The organism is Rhodoferax sp. BLA1 (assembly GCF_013416775.1).
In the GTDB taxonomy this organism is placed as follows: Bacteria; Pseudomonadota; Gammaproteobacteria; order Burkholderiales; family Burkholderiaceae_C; genus Rhodoferax.
The window spans coordinates 98104-117553 of sequence record NZ_SZVI01000004.1; the positions used below are offsets into that span (position 1 = coordinate 98104).

General features: G+C 59.0%; 21 protein-coding genes and 1 tRNA gene. 15 read left to right on the plus strand and 7 right to left on the minus strand.

Annotation, left to right across the window (positions count from 1 at the left end; all coding sequences use genetic code 11):
- The 5 genes from FDG13_RS05440 (at position 1) to FDG13_RS05460 (ending at position 3434) form a co-directional block, all read left to right on the plus strand.
- On the plus strand, positions 1-1401 hold the full coding sequence (locus tag FDG13_RS05440) for a cytochrome bc complex cytochrome b subunit (protein WP_180125797.1): 1401 nt from the start codon (positions 1-3) through the stop codon (positions 1399-1401).
- A 32-nt stretch (positions 1402-1433) separates the two neighbouring features.
- Positions 1434-2189: a cytochrome c1 gene (locus tag FDG13_RS05445; RefSeq protein WP_180125843.1), complete on the plus strand. Its 756-nt coding sequence runs from the start codon at positions 1434-1436 to the stop codon at positions 2187-2189.
- A 101-nt stretch (positions 2190-2290) separates the two neighbouring features.
- The gene (locus FDG13_RS05450) at positions 2291-2902 is read left to right on the plus strand and encodes a glutathione S-transferase N-terminal domain-containing protein (RefSeq protein ID WP_078364154.1); all 612 of its coding nucleotides are present in this window, start codon (positions 2291-2293) and stop codon (positions 2900-2902) included.
- 7 nt (positions 2903-2909) lie between these two features.
- Positions 2910-3317 carry a ClpXP protease specificity-enhancing factor gene (locus FDG13_RS05455; RefSeq protein ID WP_255435113.1) on the plus strand — a complete coding sequence of 136 codons (408 nt, stop codon included), beginning with the start codon at positions 2910-2912 and terminating at the stop codon, positions 3315-3317.
- 41 nt (positions 3318-3358) lie between these two features.
- Positions 3359-3434: transfer RNA gene (locus tag FDG13_RS05460), tRNA-Thr, on the plus strand.
- A 468-nt stretch (positions 3435-3902) separates the two neighbouring features.
- Here the strand turns inward: FDG13_RS05460 and FDG13_RS05465 are convergent.
- The gene (locus tag FDG13_RS05465; RefSeq protein WP_180125798.1) at positions 3903-4211 is read right to left on the minus strand and encodes a hypothetical protein; all 309 of its coding nucleotides are present in this window, start codon (positions 4209-4211) and stop codon (positions 3903-3905) included.
- 20 nt (positions 4212-4231) lie between these two features.
- Here FDG13_RS05465 and FDG13_RS05470 point away from each other — a divergent pair, with 20 nt between their 5' ends.
- From FDG13_RS05470 to FDG13_RS05490, 5 genes are all read left to right on the plus strand, one after another.
- Entirely contained in the window at positions 4232-5218 is a 987-nt protein-coding gene (locus tag FDG13_RS05470; protein WP_180125799.1) for a M23 family metallopeptidase, read from the plus strand.
- A 168-nt stretch (positions 5219-5386) separates the two neighbouring features.
- Entirely contained in the window at positions 5387-8131 is a 2745-nt protein-coding gene (gene secA / locus FDG13_RS05475) for a preprotein translocase subunit SecA (protein WP_180125800.1), read from the plus strand.
- An 89-nt stretch (positions 8132-8220) separates the two neighbouring features.
- Positions 8221-9450 carry a bifunctional glutamate N-acetyltransferase/amino-acid acetyltransferase ArgJ gene (gene argJ / locus FDG13_RS05480; protein ID WP_180125801.1) on the plus strand — a complete coding sequence of 410 codons (1230 nt, stop codon included), beginning with the start codon at positions 8221-8223 and terminating at the stop codon, positions 9448-9450.
- A complete protein-coding gene (locus tag FDG13_RS05485) occupies positions 9447-10340 on the plus strand; it encodes an ATP-binding protein (protein ID WP_180125802.1) in 894 nt (297 codons plus the stop codon). Before argJ ends, FDG13_RS05485 begins: the two co-directional genes overlap by 4 nt.
- A complete protein-coding gene (locus tag FDG13_RS05490) occupies positions 10337-10810 on the plus strand; it encodes an NUDIX domain-containing protein (protein WP_180125803.1) in 474 nt (157 codons plus the stop codon). Before FDG13_RS05485 ends, FDG13_RS05490 begins: the two co-directional genes overlap by 4 nt.
- Positions 10811-10855: 45 nt before the next feature.
- Here FDG13_RS05490 and FDG13_RS05495 read toward each other — a convergent pair whose 3' ends face one another.
- The 6 genes from FDG13_RS05495 to FDG13_RS05520 all read right to left on the minus strand — a co-directional run bounded on the left by FDG13_RS05495 (position 10856) and on the right by FDG13_RS05520 (position 15080).
- Complete coding sequence (locus tag FDG13_RS05495; protein WP_180125804.1) at positions 10856-11326, minus strand: tRNA (cytidine(34)-2'-O)-methyltransferase; 471 nt, start codon at positions 11324-11326, stop codon at positions 10856-10858.
- 132 nt (positions 11327-11458) lie between these two features.
- The gene (locus FDG13_RS05500; protein WP_180125805.1) at positions 11459-12115 is read right to left on the minus strand and encodes a DUF4145 domain-containing protein; all 657 of its coding nucleotides are present in this window, start codon (positions 12113-12115) and stop codon (positions 11459-11461) included.
- Between the two features lie 187 nt (positions 12116-12302).
- Positions 12303-12779 (minus strand): cupin domain-containing protein, encoded by a 477-nt coding sequence (locus FDG13_RS05505; RefSeq protein ID WP_180125806.1) that lies wholly within the window; start codon positions 12777-12779, stop codon positions 12303-12305.
- 51 nt (positions 12780-12830) lie between these two features.
- Entirely contained in the window at positions 12831-13502 is a 672-nt protein-coding gene (locus FDG13_RS05510) for a class I SAM-dependent methyltransferase (protein WP_180125807.1), read from the minus strand.
- Positions 13503-13597: 95 nt separating this feature from the next.
- The gene (locus FDG13_RS05515) at positions 13598-14236 is read right to left on the minus strand and encodes a Vat family streptogramin A O-acetyltransferase (RefSeq protein ID WP_180125808.1); all 639 of its coding nucleotides are present in this window, start codon (positions 14234-14236) and stop codon (positions 13598-13600) included.
- A 130-nt stretch (positions 14237-14366) separates the two neighbouring features.
- Entirely contained in the window at positions 14367-15080 is a 714-nt protein-coding gene (locus tag FDG13_RS05520; RefSeq protein ID WP_255435114.1) for a ComF family protein, read from the minus strand.
- A gap of 37 nt (positions 15081-15117) precedes the next feature.
- Between FDG13_RS05520 and FDG13_RS05525 the strand changes: the two genes are divergently transcribed.
- The 5 genes from FDG13_RS05525 to FDG13_RS05545 all read left to right on the plus strand — a co-directional run bounded on the left by FDG13_RS05525 (position 15118) and on the right by FDG13_RS05545 (position 19438).
- A complete protein-coding gene (locus tag FDG13_RS05525) occupies positions 15118-16044 on the plus strand; it encodes a biotin synthase (RefSeq protein WP_180125810.1) in 927 nt (308 codons plus the stop codon).
- Complete coding sequence (locus FDG13_RS05530; protein WP_180125811.1) at positions 16041-16268, plus strand: cytochrome c oxidase subunit II transmembrane domain-containing protein; 228 nt, start codon at positions 16041-16043, stop codon at positions 16266-16268. Before FDG13_RS05525 ends, FDG13_RS05530 begins: the two co-directional genes overlap by 4 nt.
- A gap of 190 nt (positions 16269-16458) precedes the next feature.
- On the plus strand, positions 16459-17634 hold the full coding sequence (gene coxB / locus FDG13_RS05535) for a cytochrome c oxidase subunit II (RefSeq protein WP_180125812.1): 1176 nt from the start codon (positions 16459-16461) through the stop codon (positions 17632-17634).
- A 30-nt stretch (positions 17635-17664) separates the two neighbouring features.
- Positions 17665-19281 (plus strand): cytochrome c oxidase subunit I, encoded by a 1617-nt coding sequence (gene ctaD, locus FDG13_RS05540; RefSeq protein ID WP_180125813.1) that lies wholly within the window; start codon positions 17665-17667, stop codon positions 19279-19281.
- Positions 19282-19288: 7 nt separating this feature from the next.
- The gene (locus tag FDG13_RS05545; RefSeq protein ID WP_180125814.1) at positions 19289-19438 is read left to right on the plus strand and encodes a hypothetical protein; all 150 of its coding nucleotides are present in this window, start codon (positions 19289-19291) and stop codon (positions 19436-19438) included.
- Positions 19439-19450: the final 12 nt, after the last annotated feature.

Sequence of the window (19450 nt, forward strand, 5' to 3'; positions counted from 1 at the left end):
ATGGCAGAATTCCACGAAATTTCCCCGAACGCGCCCTTGTCCGCCAAGGCGCTGAACTGGGTGGACAACCGCTTCCCCTTGTCCAAGCTCTTCAAAGAGCACATGAGCGAGTACTACGCACCGAAGAACTTCAACGTCTGGTACATCTTTGGTTCCTTGTCGCTGCTGGTGTTGGTGATTCAGATCGTTACCGGCATTTTCCTGGTGATGCATTACAAGCCGGACGCTGCGCTGGCGTTTGCCTCGGTGGAGTACATCATGCGTGATGTGCCCTGGGGCTGGTTGATTCGTTACATGCACTCCACCGGTGCCTCTGCCTTCTTCCTGATGGTCTATTTGCACATGTTCCGTGGTCTGTTGTACGGCAGTTACCGCAAACCGCGTGAACTGGTCTGGCTGTTCGGCTGCGGTATTTTTCTGGCCTTGATGGCCGAAGCTTTCATGGGTTACCTGCTGCCCTGGGGACAGATGAGTTATTGGGGCGCGCAGGTGATCGTGAACCTGTTCTCTGCCATCCCCTTCATTGGCCCTGACCTGGCGTTGCTGATCCGTGGTGACTTTGTGGTGGGTGACGCCACGCTGAACCGCTTCTTCAGTTTCCACGTGATTGCGGTGCCGCTGGTGTTGCTGGGCCTGGTGGTGGCACACATCATTGCCTTGCATGAGGTGGGCTCGAACAACCCGGATGGTGTGGAAATCAAGGCCAACAAAGACGAGAACGGTATCCCGCGCGACGGCATCCCGTTCCATCCGTACTACACGGTGCACGACATTTTTGGCGTCAGTGTGTTCCTGTTTGTGTTCTCGGCGATCATTTTCTTTGCGCCTGAGATGGGTGGGTACTTCCTGGAGTACAACAACTTCATCCCCGCCAACCCGTATGTGACACCGTTGCACATTGCGCCGGTCTGGTATTTCACACCGTTTTATTCGATGCTGCGTGCGGTCACCTCTGAGTTGATGTATGTGCTGATGGCGGTGACCGTGCTGGCAGCAGTCTTGGCGGTAGTCAAGGTCAAGATGCCGACCCTGTTCAAGGGTGTGATTGCGGTGGGTGCCGTGGTCATCGTGGCCTTGATGTTGTTGATCGAAGCCAAGTTCTGGGGTGTGGTTGCCATGGGGGGTGGCGTGGTGATCCTGTTCTTCCTGCCTTGGCTGGACAATAGCCAGGTCAAGTCCATTCGTTATCGCCCCACTTGGCACAAGTACCTGTATGCCGTGTTTGTGATCGACTTCCTGGTGCTGGGTTACCTCGGTATCCAGCCGCCTTCTGATATTGCCAACCGCGTGTCACAAGCCGGTACGCTGTTTTATTTTGGTTTCTTCTTGTTGATGCCTTGGTGGAGCCGCATGGGAGTCTTTAAGCCGGTGCCGAGTCGCGTTGTTTACAAGCCTCACTGACCCGGAGAATTTTCACAATGAAAACGAGTTTCATCAAAAAAGTCGCCCTGGGTGTGTCTCTGGTTTCGACGTTGTCTTTGTCTGCGTTCGCCAACACGGCGGGACCGGCCTGGGACAAGGCCCCAGGCAAAATCTCCGACCAGACCTCTTTGCAAAACGGCGCCAAGACCTTTGTGGCCTACTGTCTGAGCTGCCACGGCGCAGAGTACATGCGCTACAACCGCTTGCAAGACATTGGGTTCACGCCGGATCAAATCAAAACCGAACTGGTGCTGACCGACGCCAAGGTGGGTGACACCATGAAGTCGGTGATCTCCATGAAAGAGGGCAAGGCCTGGTTTGGCAACAACCCCCCTGATTTGAGTGTGATCGCCCGTTCGCGCGCTGGTGCCAATGGCTCGGGTGCTGACTACCTCTACACCTACATGCGTGGTTTTTACCGTGATGGTGCAAGCCAGACCGGATGGAACAACATCGTGTTCCCCAATGTGGGTATGCCGCACGTCCTGTGGGAAATGCAAGGTGACCGCAAGGCGGTTTTCGAAGAAGTTGAAGAGCATGGGCAAAAAACCCATGTGTTCAAGGGCTTCGAGCAGATCACGCCGGGCACTTTGACCACCGAGCAGTACGATCAGACGGTGGGTGACTTGGTCAACTACCTGCAGTGGATGGGTGAGCCAGTGCAATCCACACGCAAGACGCTGGGCATCTGGGTCTTGATTTTCCTGGCTGGGTTGACGGTGGTCACTTGGCGCTTGAACAAGTCTTTCTGGAAAGACATCAAGTAGTCCGTTTACATTTTCCGGATCGCTGAATCAGGCGATCCTGATGACTCAGAGTGGGGCTGCTTTGTGCACCCCGCTCTTTTTATTTTTTAGGAGCCTTCACCATGATGGTGCTTTATTCAGGAACAACCTGCCCTTACTCTCACCGCTGCCGCTTTGTCCTGTTTGAAAAAGGCATGGATTTTGAAATTCGGGACGTTGACCTCTACAACAAACCCGAAGACATCAGTGTCATGAACCCCTACGGGCAAGTGCCGATTCTGGTCGAACGTGACCTGATCCTGTACGAGTCCAACATCATCAATGAATACATTGATGAACGTTTTCCGCATCCGCAGTTGATGCCGGGCGACCCGGTCGACCGCGCCCGGGTTCGTTTGTTCCTGCTGAATTTCGAAAAAGAGCTGTTCACCCACGTGTCAACCCTGGAGTCGCGCACCGCCAAGGCCAACGAAAAAGCTCTGGAAAAAGCACGCGCCCACATCCGTGATCGGCTGACCCAGCTGGCCCCGGTGTTCCTGAAGAACAAGTTCATGCTGGGTGATGGCTTCTCCATGCTCGATGTGGCCATTGCACCCTTGTTGTGGCGTCTGGATTACTACGGCATTGAGCTCAGCAAAAACGCGGCACCGCTGCTGAAATATGCAGAGCGCATTTTCTCGCGTCCGGCCTACATTGAGGCGTTGACACCTTCTGAAAAAGTGATGCGCAAATAGGCAGACGATGAGTGAGATGAATGACACCGAGTCCACGTCGACCCGTCCTTACCTGATCCGCGCTATTCACGAATGGTGTTGTGACAACGGCTACACACCGCACATCACCGTTTCTGTTGATCACTCGGTGCAGGTGCCGCTGGAGTACGTCAAGGACGGCGAAATTGTGCTCAACGTGGGTTTGACCGCCACCACGGGTTTGCAGCTTGGCAATGACTACATTGTGTTCAAGGCCCGCTTTTCCGGTGTGGCCAGAGACATCATGGTGCCGGTGGACCAGGTGATTGCCATTTTTGCGCGTGAAAACGGGCAAGGCATGGCCTTCCCGCAAATCAGCCGCCCTGAGCCAACACCAGAGCCAGAGGCGCCCAAGCCGACCAGTAGCCCACGCCCTGCGCTCAAACGCATCAAATAGTGGTCAGAGCAGCTTGCCTGCTCGTGTAAACTATGCCCCGTGCCGATTTAGCTCAGTTGGTAGAGCAACCGCCTTGTAAGCGGTAGGTCATCAGTTCGAATCCGATAATCGGCACCATCAAACACCTCAAAAGCCTCCAAGTAGTGATACGCGGGGGCTTTTTTTGGTGGGTACAGCAGGGGGCTCTCACACCTCGAACAGCGCTGTTGCGCTCAGGCCCATCGGACTGGCGCTGGAAGGTGTGTGGCTAGCCCATAAGATAACTCGTTGGAACTGGGTGACGTGTTAAAAAAATGTTCAGTCTGCGGCACCGCCGTCAGACGCAGAGACTGCCACAAAAACCGTTATGGCGAATACATCTGCAGGCCGTGCCAGGCCAACGGGGTGCGCTTTACCCCACGACGGCAGCTGATCCACGGTGGTAAAAAGTGGCTGCTCCGTTTTGTTGGGCTGTTGTTGCTGACCGGGGTTTTGGCTCTGCTTTTTTGGTGGCTGGGCCAGCTGTTCCCGCCATTGGAGTATGCCGACCAGATGAGGTGAGCTGCCAACGTGCCAAAATCGCCACCTCTGCTTGCTGGCGTGGGTTTACGGTTGACGGCTTACCTTGAGCCGAATTGACTTCACCTCCAGGCCAGTAGCCCGTAGTTTTTCTTCGAAAGTGGGTAACAGTTGGCGCAGTTTGGCAGCGGTTGTGTTGTTGGACAACATCAGGCACCATGCGCCCTCTTCGAACGGCCCACTTTTAACAAACGGGCGCAGGGGTGCCGGGATCAGCATTTCGATTGCCCGCAAACGGGACAACGATGCCTTCTGTTGGGCCATCAACTTGGCCAGCCCTGGGTTGTTTTCGCTGGCCTGAAGCAGGGTAAATTGATGTTGGCTGCGAACGTTCATGCGCTTGGATGGAGTAACAGATGCAATTGATCATCACAGATGCCCGGCTTGCCAAGTCACGGGTTGTCAATTTGACGGGAGGGCGACTGGCCGCGGTGGTGGCAACCATCGTGATCAGCTTGATGTTAACCACCCTGGGGGTTTACCACTGGGTGATTCTCAAAGGTGCCCGTGAAGGCTGGCCGGTGGTGGGGTCCCTGGTCAAGCTGGTGTCCAAAGACGATGTCGCGCAGCGTGACCGCTTCCTGCGGGAGAACCTGGACCTGATGGCGCGCCAACTCGGTGAAATGCAGGCCAAACTGCAGCAACTGGAGTCGCTGGGTGAACGTGTCTCTGGGCTGGCTGGTTTGCCGGTGCCTGCCGCCAAAGCGCTCACTGGCTCTGGCGGGCCCTTGGTGGCGTCGCGCGCGCTGAGCATGGAGGAGGTGCAGTCCGCCATGGTCGGGTTTGAGGAACTGGCCACACAACGCAGCAGTGTATTGACCGCGCTGGAGTCCAAGCTGTTTGACCTCAAGATGAAACGCATGATGACCCCCACCCAGAAACCGGTGACGGCCAGCGACATGGGCTCCGGTTTTGGCTGGCGTGTCGACCCCTTCAGCGGGCGCTCGGCCCTGCACACCGGGCAGGACTATGCCGCCCCGACGGGTACCCCGATCCTGGCTGCCGCAGGTGGTGTGGTGGTGACGCAGGAGTACCACGCGGAGTACGGAAACATGGTGGAAATTGACCATGGCGGTGGTTTGATCACACGTTATGCCCATGCTTCCAGGACATGGGTCAAAAAAGGGGACCTGATCAAACGCGGGCAAAAAATTGCGGAGGTGGGTACCAGCGGCCGCTCCACGGGTGCCCATTTGCACTTTGAGGTCTGGGTACAAGGGGTGGTGCAAGACCCGCAAAAGTTTCTGGCGGTCCACCCGCAAGCACCCGCAACCACGGTGGCAGCCTTGGGCAATGCAGCGGCCCGACCAGCTGCTTTGGCAGCCAGCGCCTCGCCCAAGTGAGGGTTTCTGGTGGGTACTTGGCACACAGCTAAAATTGCCCACCTTGTTGTCAAAAATTGCCGTTTATCGAGCTTGTGACAGCGTTGCTTAGCCCCATTTCAGTTAGATCGTAATAAAGGACTGCGTGTCTGTTTGCCGTGATTGGTGGACAAGTTGCGCACCGCATTCATGGCCACCAATTTCCTCACCAAAATTTTCGGCAGTCGCAATGACCGCCTGCTCAAGAAATACCGCCACACGGTCAGCAAGATCAATGCGCTGGAAGCGGGCTACGAGCAACTCAGCGATGAGGCTTTGCGCGCCAAAACCGACGAATTCAAACAACGCATCAGCCAGGGCGAGTCGCTCGACAACCTCTTGCCCGAAGCATTTGCCGTGGTGCGTGAGGGCTCCAAACGTGTCATGAAGATGCGCCACTTTGATGTGCAGTTACTCGGCGGCATGTCTTTGCACGAAGGCAAAATTTCCGAAATGGGCACCGGTGAGGGCAAAACCCTGACCGCCACGCTGCCGGTCTACCTCAATGCCTTGACTGGCAACGGCGTGCATGTGGTCACTGTGAATGACTACCTGGCCAACCGCGATGCACAGTGGATGGGCAAGTTGTACAACTTCCTGGGCCTGAGTGTGGGCATCAACCTGCCCAATATGCAGCGCCCGGACAAGCAGGCCGCTTACCGCGCCGACATCACCTACGGCACCAACAACGAGTACGGTTTTGACTACCTGCGCGACAACATGGTGTACGAAGCGGCAGACCGTGTGCAGCGCGGGCTGAACTACGCCATCGTCGACGAGGTGGACTCGATCCTGATTGACGAAGCGCGTACACCACTGATCATCAGCGGCCAGTCCGAAGACCAGACCAACCTGTACCAGGCCATCAAACGCATCGTGCCGCAGTTGGAGAAGCAGGAAGGTGAAGCCGACCCGCGCACCGGCGAGGGCATCACCAAACCGGGTGACTTCACGCTGGACGAAAAAAGCCGCCAGGTGTTCCTGACCGAACGTGGTCATGAAAACGCCGAACGTATCCTGGTGGAACTGGGCATGTTGCCCGAAGGCGCCAGCCTATACGACCCGGCCAACATCACCCTGATGCACCACCTGTACGCCGCGCTGCGTGCACAGCACCTGTATTTCCGCGACCAGCACTATGTGGTGCAGGGCGGCGAGGTGACCATTGTTGACGAGTTCACCGGCCGCCTGATGACCGGCCGGCGCTGGAGCGAAGGCCTGCACCAGGCCGTCGAAGCCAAGGAAGGTGTGGCGATCCAGCCTGAAAACCAGACCATGGCCTCGATCACCTTCCAGAACTACTTCCGCCTGTACGGCAAGCTGGCGGGCATGACCGGCACCGCCGACACCGAAGCCTACGAGTTCCAGGAAATCTACGGCCTGGAAACCGTGGTGATGCCACCCAACAAACCCAGCCGCCGCGACGATCAGCTCGACCGCGTCTACAAAACCACCCAAGAAAAGTACAACGCCGCCATCAAGGACATCCGCGAGTGTTATGAGCGTGGCCAGCCGGTGCTGGTGGGCACCACCTCGATTGAGAATTCCGAGTTAATCGCCGACCTGCTGGAGAAAGAAAAACTGCCGCACCAGGTGCTCAACGCCAAACAACATGCGCGTGAGGCCGACATCGTGGCCCAGGCCGGTCGGCCCAAGATGATCACCATCGCCACCAATATGGCCGGTCGCGGTACCGACATCGTGTTGGGTGGCAATGTCAGCAAAATGATCGAAGCCATTGAGGCCGACGAGGCCCTGGACGCGGCGCAAAAGCAGCAGCAAATCCAGGCCATCCGCGACCAGTGGGCCAAAGACCACGAGCTGGTCACCCAACTCGGTGGCCTGCGCATCATCGCCACCGAACGCCACGAGTCACGCCGTATCGACAACCAGCTGCGTGGCCGCTCGGGCCGCCAGGGTGACCCAGGGTCTTCGCGCTTTTACCTGAGTCTGGACGACGCGCTGATGCGTATCTTTGCCGGTGACCGGGTCAAGGCCATCATGGACCGCCTCAAGATGCCCGAAGGTGAGGCGATTGAAGCCAGCATGGTCACCCGCAGCATCGAAAGTGCCCAGCGCAAGGTCGAGGCGCGCAACTTCGACATGCGTAAACAGCTGCTCGAATACGACGACGTCGCCAACGACCAGCGCAAGGTGATCTACCAGCAGCGCAACGAAATTCTGGACGCTGCTGACTTGTCCGCACAGATCCAGGGCCTGCGTGAAGGCTGTTTTGAAGACATCGTGCGCCAGTTTGTGCCCGCTGAGTCGGTGGAAGAGCAGTGGGACCTGGCGGCACTCGAAAAAGCTTTGCAAGACGAATGGCAAATCAGCCTGGCGTTACAAGCCCAGGTCAACGCCGCCAGCGCCATCACCGACCACGACTTGGTCGACACCGTCAAGGCCCACGTTAATGAACTGTTTGCCGCCAAAGTGGCGCTGGTGGGCAGTGAGAACTTCACCCAGTTCGAACGTATGGTGCTGTTACAAACCATCGACAGCAACTGGCGCGACCACCTGAGTTCACTCGACTACCTGCGCCAGGGCATCCACCTGCGTGGTTACGCGCAGAAGCAGCCCAAGCAGGAGTACAAGCGCGAAGCCTTTGAGCTGTTTGGCCAGATGCTCGACTCGGTCAAAAACGAAGTCACCAAAATGTTGATGACGGTGCGCGTGCAGTCGCAAGAAGAAGCCGCACAAGCCGCCGCCGCCATGGAAGACCGGGCCGAGCGTGTCAGCAACGTCACCTACAGCGCGCCTACTGAGACCGGTGAGGTCGAAACCACGGTGGACGCGACCACCGTGGCGCAAGAGGTGCCGCGTGTCGGTCGTAATGACCCTTGCCCCTGCGGCAGCGGCAAAAAATACAAGCAGTGCCACGGCAAGCTGAGCTAAGCCACACTGACTGCATGAAAATCGGGCCTAGCGCCCGATTTTGTTTATTTGGCTCCCCCGAATGTGTTTTGACGTTTTGAAAGACCACCATGCCCGTCAACCTGCTCGCCCCGAATCCCGCTGAACTCTTCCCCATCGCCGGTGTGACCATCGGCATCACCGAGGCCGGTATCCGCAAAGCCAACCGCAAGGACCTCACGGTGGTGCAAATCGCCGCGGGTGCCTCGGTCTCGGGTGTGTTCACCCAAAACCGCTTCTGCGCCGCCCCGGTGCAGATTTGCCGCGAACATCTGGCGGGCAACCAGGGCATTCGCGCCATGGTCATCAACACCGGCAACGCCAATGCGGGCACCGGTGCCGACGGCCTGGCCCGCGCCCAACAAAGCTGCGCCGCACTGGCAAGCCGTCTGGGCATCAGCGCGCAGCAAGTGCTGCCGTTCTCCACCGGTGTGATCATGGAAACCCTGCCGGTGGAGCGTATCGAGGCCGGGCTGGACGCCGCCATTCTTGACGCCAAGCCCAACAACTGGCTCAACGCCGCGCACGCCATCATGACCACCGACACCGCCCCCAAGGCTTTTGGCGCGCAGGTGAGCATTGATGGTGTGACGGTCAGCATCACCGGCATCAGCAAAGGCGCGGGCATGATCCGCCCGAACATGGCCACCATGCTGGGTTTTATGGCCACCGACGCCAATGTCGCCCCGGGTCTGATGAAACAACTGGCCACCGAGCTGGCCGAAGGTTCGTTCAACCGCGTCACCGTCGACGGCGACACCTCCACCAACGACTCCTTTGTGGTGATCGCCACCAACAAGGCGGCGCACCCGGTGATTGACTCGCTGGCCAGCCCGGCTGGTCAAGCCCTCAAGGCTGCCATGCTCGGTGTGGCACAAAAACTGGCGCAAGCCATTGTGCGGGATGGGGAGGGTGCTACTAAATTTATCAGCATCAAGGTTGAAGGTGGTTTGACCCAGGCCGAGTGCCGCCAGGTGGCCTACGCCATTGCGCACTCGCCACTGGTCAAAACCGCTTTTTTTGCCAGCGACCCGAACCTGGGCCGTATCCTGGCCGCCGTGGGTTACGCCGGCATCACCGACCTGGACCAAACCGGCATTGACCTGTACCTGGACGACGTGCATGTGGCGGTCAAAGGTGGCCGCAACCCGGCCTACCGCGAAGAAGACGGCCAGCGTGTCATGAAACAAAGCGAAATCACCGTGCGGGTGCTGCTGGGCCGGGGCAGCGCGGCAGACACCGTCTGGACCTGCGACCTGAGCCACGAATACGTCACCATCAACGCTGATTACCGCTCATGAACGAACGTTTTGACCAGCTGCTGGCCCGTGCCGAGCAGCTGATGGCCCGCATTGAGTCGGTGCTGCCGCAACCGCTGGCGCAGCCGGACTGGGCCGCCTCCAGCGCCTTTCGTTACCGCAAACGCAGTGCCGGGCGCAGCAGCCTGGAGCCGGTGCGCCACATTGGCGCGATGAAGCTGGCCGACCTCAAAGCCATCGAGCCACAAAAGGAAAAAATCCAGCGCAACACCTGGCAGTTTGTACGTGGTGACCTGGCCAACAACGTGTTGCTCACCGGCGCCCGTGGCACCGGCAAGTCCAGCCTGATCCGCGCCTGCCTCAACGAATACGCCCACCTGGGCCTGCGCCTGATCGAGGTCGACAAGGCCGACCTGGTAGACCTGCCCGATATCGTGGAGCTGGTGTCGGACCGGCCCGAAAAATTCATCGTGTTTTGTGACGACCTGAGTTTTGAAGACGGCGAACCCGGCTACAAGGCGCTCAAGTCGATCCTTGACGGCTCGGTGGCCGCCACCACGCCCAATGTGCTGATCTACGCCACCAGCAACCGCCGCCACCTGTTGCCCGAGCACATGAAGGACAACCTCACCTACACCCACGCCCCAGACGGCGAGGTGCACCCGGGTGAGGTGGTCGAAGAAAAAATCTCGCTCTCCGAGCGGTTTGGCCTGTGGGTCAGCTTCTACTCCTTCAACCAGGACGAGTACCTGGCCATCGTGGCGCAGTGGCTCACGTCCTTTGGTGTGGCCACCAGCGTGATCGAAGCCGCCCGGCCCGAGGCCCTGGTCTGGGCGCTGGAGCGCGGCGCCCGCAGCGGCCGTGTCGCTTACCAGTTTGCCCGTGATCTGGCGGGCCGCCAATCGGCCGCACACGGCGCCGCCCAGCCATGAGCCAGCCAAACAAGCCATTGGTGGCCGATGGACACGAGGCGCGAGAAGGTGGCCCCAACCGCAAGGTGGTCGATGTGGCTGTGGGCGTGCTGATCCAGCCCGATGGTCACTTCTTGCTGACCTCGCGCCCCGAGGGCAAGGTCTACGCCGGTTATTGGGAGTTTCCCGGTGGCAAGCTCGAAGCCGGTGAAACCGTGGAGCAAGCCCTGGCGCGTGAGTTACACGAAGAACTGGGCATCACCACCGGCCAGATCCAGCGTTGGCGCGAGGAGCTGGTGGACTACCCGCACGCCCTGGTGCGCCTGCATTTTTGCAAGGTGCTGGACTGGTCGGGTGAGTTGCAGATGCGCGAGGCACAGAGTTTTGCCTGGCAGCAGATTCCGGTGAAAGTGGGCCCGGTCTTGCCCGGCACTGTTCCCGTCTTGCAATGGCTGGCCGCCGACATCGGCTGGACGGGTGCTCTGTATTAAAGAGCTACTAGCCCTTGATGTATAAGGGCTAGAGGCCGATTTGGCTTAAGAGAGGCTGGCAAACCCGTTTTGCCGCCAAGCCTCAAACACCGTCACCGCCACCGCGTTGGACAAATTCAGGCTGCGCTGGCCAGGCACCATGGGCAACTTGATCGATGTGGTGGGGGCAAAGGCCAAGCGCACCGCGTCGCTCAGCCCCTTGGTTTCCGAGCCAAACACCAGATAGTCCCCCGGCTGGAACGCCACCTCAAACACGTTGCGGCTGGCGCGGGTGGTCAGCGCAAACATGCGCTCAGGCGGCGGGTTTTGGGTGGCCAGAAACGTGGCCCAGTCGGCGTGGCGCTTGACGGTGGCGTACTCGTGGTAATCCAGCCCGGCGCGGCGCATGTGTTTGTCGTCCATCGAAAACCCCAGCGGCTCCACCAGGTGCAGCGTGCAACCGGTGTTGGCCGCCAGGCGGATGACGTTGCCGGTGTTCGGCGGGATTTCGGGTTCGACCAGGACAATGTGAAACATGGGTGGATTGTCGCTGCTTGGCCTCAGGTGTTTTGCGCCTTGGGTGGCAGCGGGTGGGCCATTGGGGCCCACCTCAGACGCGCTTCGCTTTGCGACATCGGTGCACCCCAATGGCCCACTCGCTACAGGGTGCTACAGGTCTGCAACCAGTGTCTCGACGCCAGACACCATTGCGGCTGCATCCTGCTCGGTGTATTGCGTCCACTCCCCGTGAGCGGCTTTGTTGCCGATCTCTGCCCAAGCGGTTATTTGTTTCTGCTTAGCCATGTTGAATGCACCGACTTTAGTGAGATCGGCATTCATTCGATCTAGCTTGCCTTCGCTCACGCCATACCTACTCGCCAAGTCCTTCAGGGCCGACTCAAGTGAGACTCTGGCGAGGATGCATGCCGGATCTTTATATCCAGAGGCCAAAAGTTCTTTTGCTTGGCTAATTGCATCGGATAGAACCTCTGCTTTTGCAAGAGTTCGTATGTTGAATAGGTAGCCACCTTCATAGTCCTCCCGGGCTGCCCGAAAGATTCCATAGCTGTCGTTGAAATCTGAGACCCATCCACCAAATTTCGTGTAGTGCTCGGCTAGATTTTTGTAGTGAACGCTGGATTCACCAAATGTTCTGTTCAAGAGATTCAGAACATTTGTCGCCCACTCTTTGTACAGATCAGATGGCACCTTGTAATAGGCTTTGCCTTCGTTGTTCACAAAGTCCACCTCTTTCGCTGCCAGCACAGCCTCAGCTTTAGTATTTAGTTCGCCAAAGCGTCTGACAATGATTGGATCAAGATGCATTCGCTAGCCCCTTGCATGGTATGTCAATACAGTTTTAAAAAACCGGCAAATACCTCAGACAGCGTCAGATGATTCTGGACCTCAAGGTTTCCCCAGCTTGCCGCGGGAGCCAGTCAGCGGTCATTTGATAGCAAGGTGTCGACGACGAAGTTGCGCCATATCAAACGATGCCACCCACCCTGTGGCGCTACGGATACACCCGCCCATCCTTGTGAGAGAAGACCCAAACCCCATTCTCTGAACGGGCCACCAGATCATCGTCCGGATAGATCACTTCGTCCACCGGTGTCCTGTCGCCAACCTCCAGGTAGACCGCATCCATCGTGGATTCGTTGCGCAGTTGGTGGGCGTTGCCGCTGCCTGCTTTGAAGCCGGCACACATGCCTGCGCTGAGTTCTGTGCGTCCTTCATCGGTGAGCAACACCAGGCAGCCTGACACAACATAAACAAACTCGTCCTGCTGGGTGTGGGCATGCCGCAGTGCCGAGATGGTTCCGGGTGGCAGTGTGGTGATGTTCACGCCAAAGTTGCTCAGGCCAAACAGGTCACCCAGCGGGCGTTTCACCCGGCCTGTGATCATCGAACGAAATGGCTCCGGGTAGTTGGAAGGTTTTGTGCGTGGCGCGGCGTTCAGCGCCACAAGGGCAAGTGGGTGGTTTTGCATGGTGGGTCTGTGGGAGGGGTGGTGTGAGGGGTTTGTGAGGTGTCGTTTGGCTCAGGCGTGTGCGACCCATCCGCGAAACGCCAGGCTTTGGTAGAAGGTGCTGATGTCTGAGAAACCGGCCTGCTTCATGAGTGCTTCGTCCTGGTCCGGTGTCAGGATCGGCAACTGTTGGCTGATCGCCGCCGCTGCCGTCTTGGCCTGCTCTGGATCGACGCCAGAAGCGATGGCAAACGCCGCACATCTGGACAACCACAAATCACGTTCGCCCGGCGTATCAGACATGCTGTAGTGCATGGCAACAAACACCGCACCGGGCTTTAACCGAGCATGGATTTCACACAGTGTGCGGTAACGCTCCGCTTCGGTGGTGAAGTGCAGCGTCAAGAGGCAAGACGCGGCATCAAACGGCCCTTTGGGCGCAACTTCAACATAACCCTGGTGCAACTGAACGCGCGAAGCCAGGGGCCCGAGCGCCGTCTTGGCCAGACCCAACATGTCGGCGGAGGGGTCAACACCATCCAACGCCCAACCAGGAAACGACTCGGCAAAGGCGGTGAGTTCCAAACCACCGCCAGCGCCAATGACCAACACGCGCCCATCGGCGGGGGTGCTTTCGGCCATCAGCAGGCCTGCCATACGATGAACGGCACGCAAGCCAGGAACACGGCGCAGTGCGTTTTGTGCGTAGTCGGAAATGGCCTTGGGATCTGAGAAGGATGACATGCAGTGTTGCCTTAATTTGGAGATGGAGAGGCCACCACTTGCCTGCTTGTTGTGGTGAGCGCGGTTTTGACGTGAAGTTGATGGAGCGGTTGGGCTCACGCCTCTGAACACGCACGTAGCGCGTCAACGTCTGCTGCCACGATGGCGGGCAGGTGTTGGGTGATCTTTTCAATCGGCCAGTTCCACCACGCCACGTCCTCCAGCGCCGAGACAGTGTCTGGTGGGAAGCGTTCCTTGATGACTTTGGCCGGGTTGCCGCCGATGACGGTGTAGGCCGGTACATCGGCCACCACCACGGAGCGCGATGAAATGATGGCGCCGTTGCCGATGTTTACGCCGGGCATGATGAGGCAGTCATACCCAATCCACACGTCGTTGCCAATGACGGTGTCGCCTTTGTACGGCAGCTCGCTCGGCTGGGGCATGACCTTCTCCCACCCGTTGCCAAAAATCTGGAAGGGGTAAGTGGAGAAACCGGATGTCTTGTGGTTGGCGCCGTTCATGATGAACTTGACGCCACGGGCTATGGCGCAGAATTTGCCGATGATCAGCCGGTCGCCAATGAACGGGAAATGGTAGAGGACGTTGCGCTCGAAGTTCTCAGAATCATCCGGATCGTCGTAGTAGGTGTAGTCGCCAATGACGATGTTCGGATTCGTCACGGTGTTTTTGATGAAACACACCTGCGGGAAACCCGCCATTGGGTGCCTGTCTTGTGGATTCGGGCCGTTCAAGGGAGCTCCTGTTGAAATGTTCAACGCAAGACGGGGAGACAGCCGTCTGACTCCCTCACCTGGCCATTGTCACCCCAACATTGACCCCAAAACCCCCGGGGACCCGCATGAGCCAAGCGGCGCTGGCGTGTCACTCCGTCCGCGCCACCACCAAGCCCGTCACCTCACTGGCCCCAGCCGCCTTGAGCACCCGCGCCGCCGTGAACAGCGAGGCGCCGGTGGTCATCACATCGTCCACCAGCACCACACGTTGGCCACGCAGAATGTCGGCCAGCAAGGGGTCCACGGCAAAGGCGTGGTTCAGCACCGTGAGGCGTTCGCTGCGTTTGAGGGTGTGTTGTGCCGGGGTGTCCTGAATCCGCAGCAGGATGCCGGCGCGGGTTTTGGTCGGCTCCAGCGCACGGGCCAGCAGCAGGGCCTGGTTGTAACCGCGCTCCTTGAGCCGGGTGGTGGACAGAGGCATCGGCAGCAGCACATCCGCCTCGTCCAGCGCGGGTTCGACCCAGGGTACGGCGCGTAGCAGCGTGGCAAAGCTGCGCACCAGGCCGGGTTCAGCGTGGAACTTGAAGTCTTGCACCAGGGTGGACCACGGGTAGGCATAGGCCACGGCGGCGAGGCAGTTGTCCAGCGGTGGTGGGTTCTTCAGGCAGGCGCCGCAGTGGCGCATACCCGCAGGCAGGGGCAGGGCGCAGCTGATACAACGGGTGTGTGGCTGGGCAAACTGGCTCACGCAGGCCTCACACACCGGTTGCGACGGCCAGGCGTGGCAGACCCGGCACTGGCTGGGCAGTGTCGGCAGTTTGAGGCGCCGGGGCAGTGCCCCCGAGAGCAGCTTACCAATCATCCAGTCAATATACTCCCCCCGACTTTGCCGTTTTGCCATGCCCAACCAACAGCCCCCCACCATTGACCCCCGTGCCGCACAACGCTGGTTAGACCTACCTGTGGCCGAATCGCCCTGGTTGCATGAAGAGGTGGCGCGGCGCATGCAGGAACGGCTGGAATGGATCACGGTGTTGCCCAGCAGTTGGGTGCACTGGGCGCCGCTCAAAGGTGGGCTGCAGGCGCACAGCCTGATCACGCAGCGCTACCCCAAAGCCACCTGCACGGTGCTGGAGGGCTCCAGCGCAGCTATGCAGCAGGCGGGCAAGGCGCTGTTGCCCTCGCGCTGGAAACCCCAAGCCTGGTTGCAACCCAAAACCCAGGTAGTGATGCAGGTGGATCAGCCCGCACAGATGGTGTGGGCCAACATGGGCTTGCACATGGCGGCTGACCCGCAAGGGCTGATGGCCCAGTGGCATGCCGCGTTGCAGGTGGATGGATTCCTGATGTTTTCCTGCCTGGGGCCGGACACGCTCAAAGAGTTGCAAACCCTCTACAAAACGCTGGGCTGGCCCGCGCCCGCCCACGAGTTCACCGACATGCACGATTGGGGCGACATGCTGGTGGGCGCCGGGTTTGCCGAACCGGTGATGGACATGGAACGCATCACGCTCACCTTTGAAACCCCCGAGCGCCTGTTGCAGGAGTTGCGCGGCCTGGGGCGCAACCTGCATGTGGCGCGGTTTGTCGGTTTGCGCGGGCGCGGCTGGCGTCAGCAGCTGCTCAAGGCGCTGGCGCAGCAGCCCTTAAAACTCACGTTTGAGGTGATCTACGGTCACGCGTTTAAACCCACACCGCGCCTGTCGGTGGCCGCACACAGCGAAATCAGCCTGGGAGACATGCGGGCGGCGCTGTCGCGCGGGCGGCCACGTGAAGGGGGCTTGCCGCCCGTGCCCAGTCATCAGGGTGGGCGAGGGCAGTTATGAGCCAAATTGGCCTCCAGCCCTTATTGATGCTGGGCTGTTTGCTCCTATTTTTAGTGTCGTTGGTCACGCTTCTGGTGGTGACTTGGCGTCGCCATCGGGCGGGTAAACAAGCGGATGGGAATTTTCACAGCAGTTTGCCAGTGGAAATGGCTTGGGTGCTGGTACCCGCGCTGATGGTGCTGGTGCTGCTCTGGTTCATCACGCGGGCGTTCTGGGGCGACTGACCGCTGTCTGATCGCGACCAAGCGCTGGGTGTTCATTGGCAGAACGCGGCGCACCACTTCAATAACCAGTTTGACGTTGTGGGATTTGTCGGGGGTCTTGTTGGTGTCAGGGCCGCTGTGAACAATCGGTCGGTGTTTTGGCTGCTGGCACGGCGATGTGTTCACTGAAAAGAACTAACGTGGGGGACCCATGCTCACCCAATCGACTGGCTTCCTTCGGGATCGACTTTCAGCGCGCGTTGCGCCGACATACAAAGGGTTTGTTGCGGGTGCCCTTGCGCTGTTTAGCAGCCTGGCCCGTGCGGCGTGGGAACACGGCCTGCAAGATCCGGTAACAGCGAGTGCCCGCCACGCCCAGGATTTACACACCTGGATGATGTGGTTGATTTCAATCATCTTTTTTGGCGTGTTTTCGGTGCTGGTGTATTCGCTGTACGCCCACCGCAAGTCCAAGGGGCACCAGGCGGCCCAGTTTCATGACAACACCAAGGTCGAGATTCTCTGGACCGTGGTGCCTTTTGTGATTCTGGTGGTGATCGCCGTGCCGTCCACCCGTGCGCTCGTGGCCATGCGTGACACCTCCCAACCAGACATGACCATCAAAGCCACTGGTTACCAATGGAAGTGGGGTTATGAATACCTGACAGGTGACGCTGCCGGTATCAAGTTTCAGAGTGTGTTGGCGACAACGCAGGACCAGATCCATGGACAGGCACCCAAAGATGAACATTACCTGCTGGACGTTGACCGGCCGCTGGTTGTTCCGGTCAACCGCAAGGTGCGTATCCTGACCACCTCGGCCGATGTGATCCATGCCTGGTCCGTGCCGGCTTTTGCGGTCAAGACGGACGCGGTGCCCGGGTTTGTGCGTGAGACCTGGTTCAGGGCAGAAAAAGTGGGCATCTACCGTGGCCAGTGTTCGGAGCTGTGTGGCAAAGACCACGGTTTCATGCCGGTGGTGGTGGAGGTGGTGTCTGAAGAAAAATATGCCGCCTGGACCGCCGAGCAGAAGTCGCTGCTGGCAGCCAATGCCGAAGACCCCAACAAAGTCTGGACCCTGGCCGAGCAGATCGCGCATGGTGAAAAAATCTACGCCAGCCATTGTGTCGCCTGCCATCAGGTCGGCGGCACCGGCCTGCCGCCCGCTATTCCGGCACTGAATGGCTCCAAACTGGTCACGGGTCCGAAGGCCGACCACATCAACATTGTTTTGAAAGGCAAGGCCGGTACCGCCATGGCGGCCTTTGCGGACCAACTCAACAACACGGACCTGGCGGCGGTTGTGACTTATGAGCGCAACGCCTGGAGCAACCACTCCGGCGACGTTGTCCAACCGTCTGAAGTGCTGGTCCTGCGCGGCAAGTGACCGAACGCATCGCGCCGAAAGGAAAACACCATGTCTGCCATTGACACCACCCTCCATCCCGGTCACGACGACCACGGGGCACACACGGCGCATCCACCCAAAGGCATATTGCGTTGGCTCACCACCACCAACCACAAGGACATCGGGACGATGTACCTCTGGTTCAGCTTTGTCATGTTTCTGGTGGGGGGGGCCATGTCGCTGGTGTTGCGCGCTGAACTGATGCAGCCCGGGATTCAGTTTGTGACCCCCGAGTTCTACAACCAGATGCTGACGCTGCATGCGCTGATCATGGTGTTTGGGGCCATCATGCCGGCGTTTGTCGGCTTTGCCAATTGGATGTTGCCGATGATGGTAGGCGCCTCGGACATGGCCTTTGGGCGCATGAACAACTGGAGCTTCTGGTTGTTGCCTCCGGCGGCTATTTTGCTGACCTCGTCGTTGTTGATGCCTGGCGGAGCTGCTGGCACGGGCTGGACGCTGTACCCGCCCTTGTCGGTTCAGATGGGCATTGGCATGGACATGGCCATTTTTGCCATCCATATTCTGGGCATGTCCTCCATCATGGGGTCGATCAACATCATCACCACCATCCTCAACATGCGTACACCGGGCATGAGCTTGATGAAAATGCCGATGTTCTGCTGGACCTGGCTGGTGACGGCCTTCTTGCTGATTGCCTCCATGCCAATCTTGGCTGCTGCCGTCACCATGCTGCTCACCGATCGCCATTTCGGCACCAGTTTTTTCAGCGCGGCCGGTGGGGGGGACCCGGTGCTGTTTCAGCACATCTTCTGGTTTTTTGGTCACCCTGAGGTGTACATCATCGCGCTGCCGGCCTTTGGTGTGGTGTCGCATGTCATTCCGGCGTTTTCACGCAAGCCGCTGTTTGGTTACACCTCGATGGTGTATGCCATTGTGGCGATTGGCCTGATGTCATTTTTGGTCTGGGCGCACCACATGTATGTCACCGGCATCCCGCTCACGGGGCAGCTGTATTTCATGTACGCCACGCTGCTGATTGCCGTGCCCACCGGGGTCAAAGTGTTCAATTGGGTCACCACCATGTGGCGCGGCTCGCTGAGTTTTGAGACGCCGATGTTGTTTGCGCTGGGGTTTCTATTTTTGTTCACCATTGGTGGGTTGACCGGCCTGGTGTTGGCGATCACGGCGGTGGATATCCAGTTGCAGGACACCTACTATGTGGTGGCGCACTTTCACTATGTGATGGTGGCCGGAGCCCTGTTCTCGGCCTATGCCGGCCTGTATTACTGGTTGCCGAAGTGGACCGGCCACATGTACAGCGAGACACTGGGTCAGTGGCATTTCTGGTTGTCGCTGGTGTTTTTTAACATTGCGTTTTTCCCGCAGCACTTTCTGGGCTTGGCCGGTATGCCGCGGCGTATTCCCGACTACGCCCAGCAGTTCACCGAGTTCAACATGGTGTCGAGCATCGGTGCCTTTGGGTTTGGCATCAGCCAGTTGCTGGTGCTGGTGGTGGTTTTTAAAACCATCAGGTCGGGCGAGAAAGCCGCTGCGAAGCCCTGGGAAGGGGCCGAGGGCCTGGAGTGGAGCGTGCCTTCACCCGCGCCGTACCACACGTTTGCAGATCCACCCCCGTTTGACACCTCCCGGATACACGGCTGAGCTTGCCATGAAGAACGACACCTTGCACCCGACAACCGCGCGATCTTCCCCGCGTCAGATCGCTGCCAACCGGCGTTTGGCGCTGGGGCTGGCACTGTTTGCGCTGGCGGCGTTTGTTTCTTATGTCTTGCGCCAGTGGTGGGTGACCAGTGCGTGACAACCCATGAGT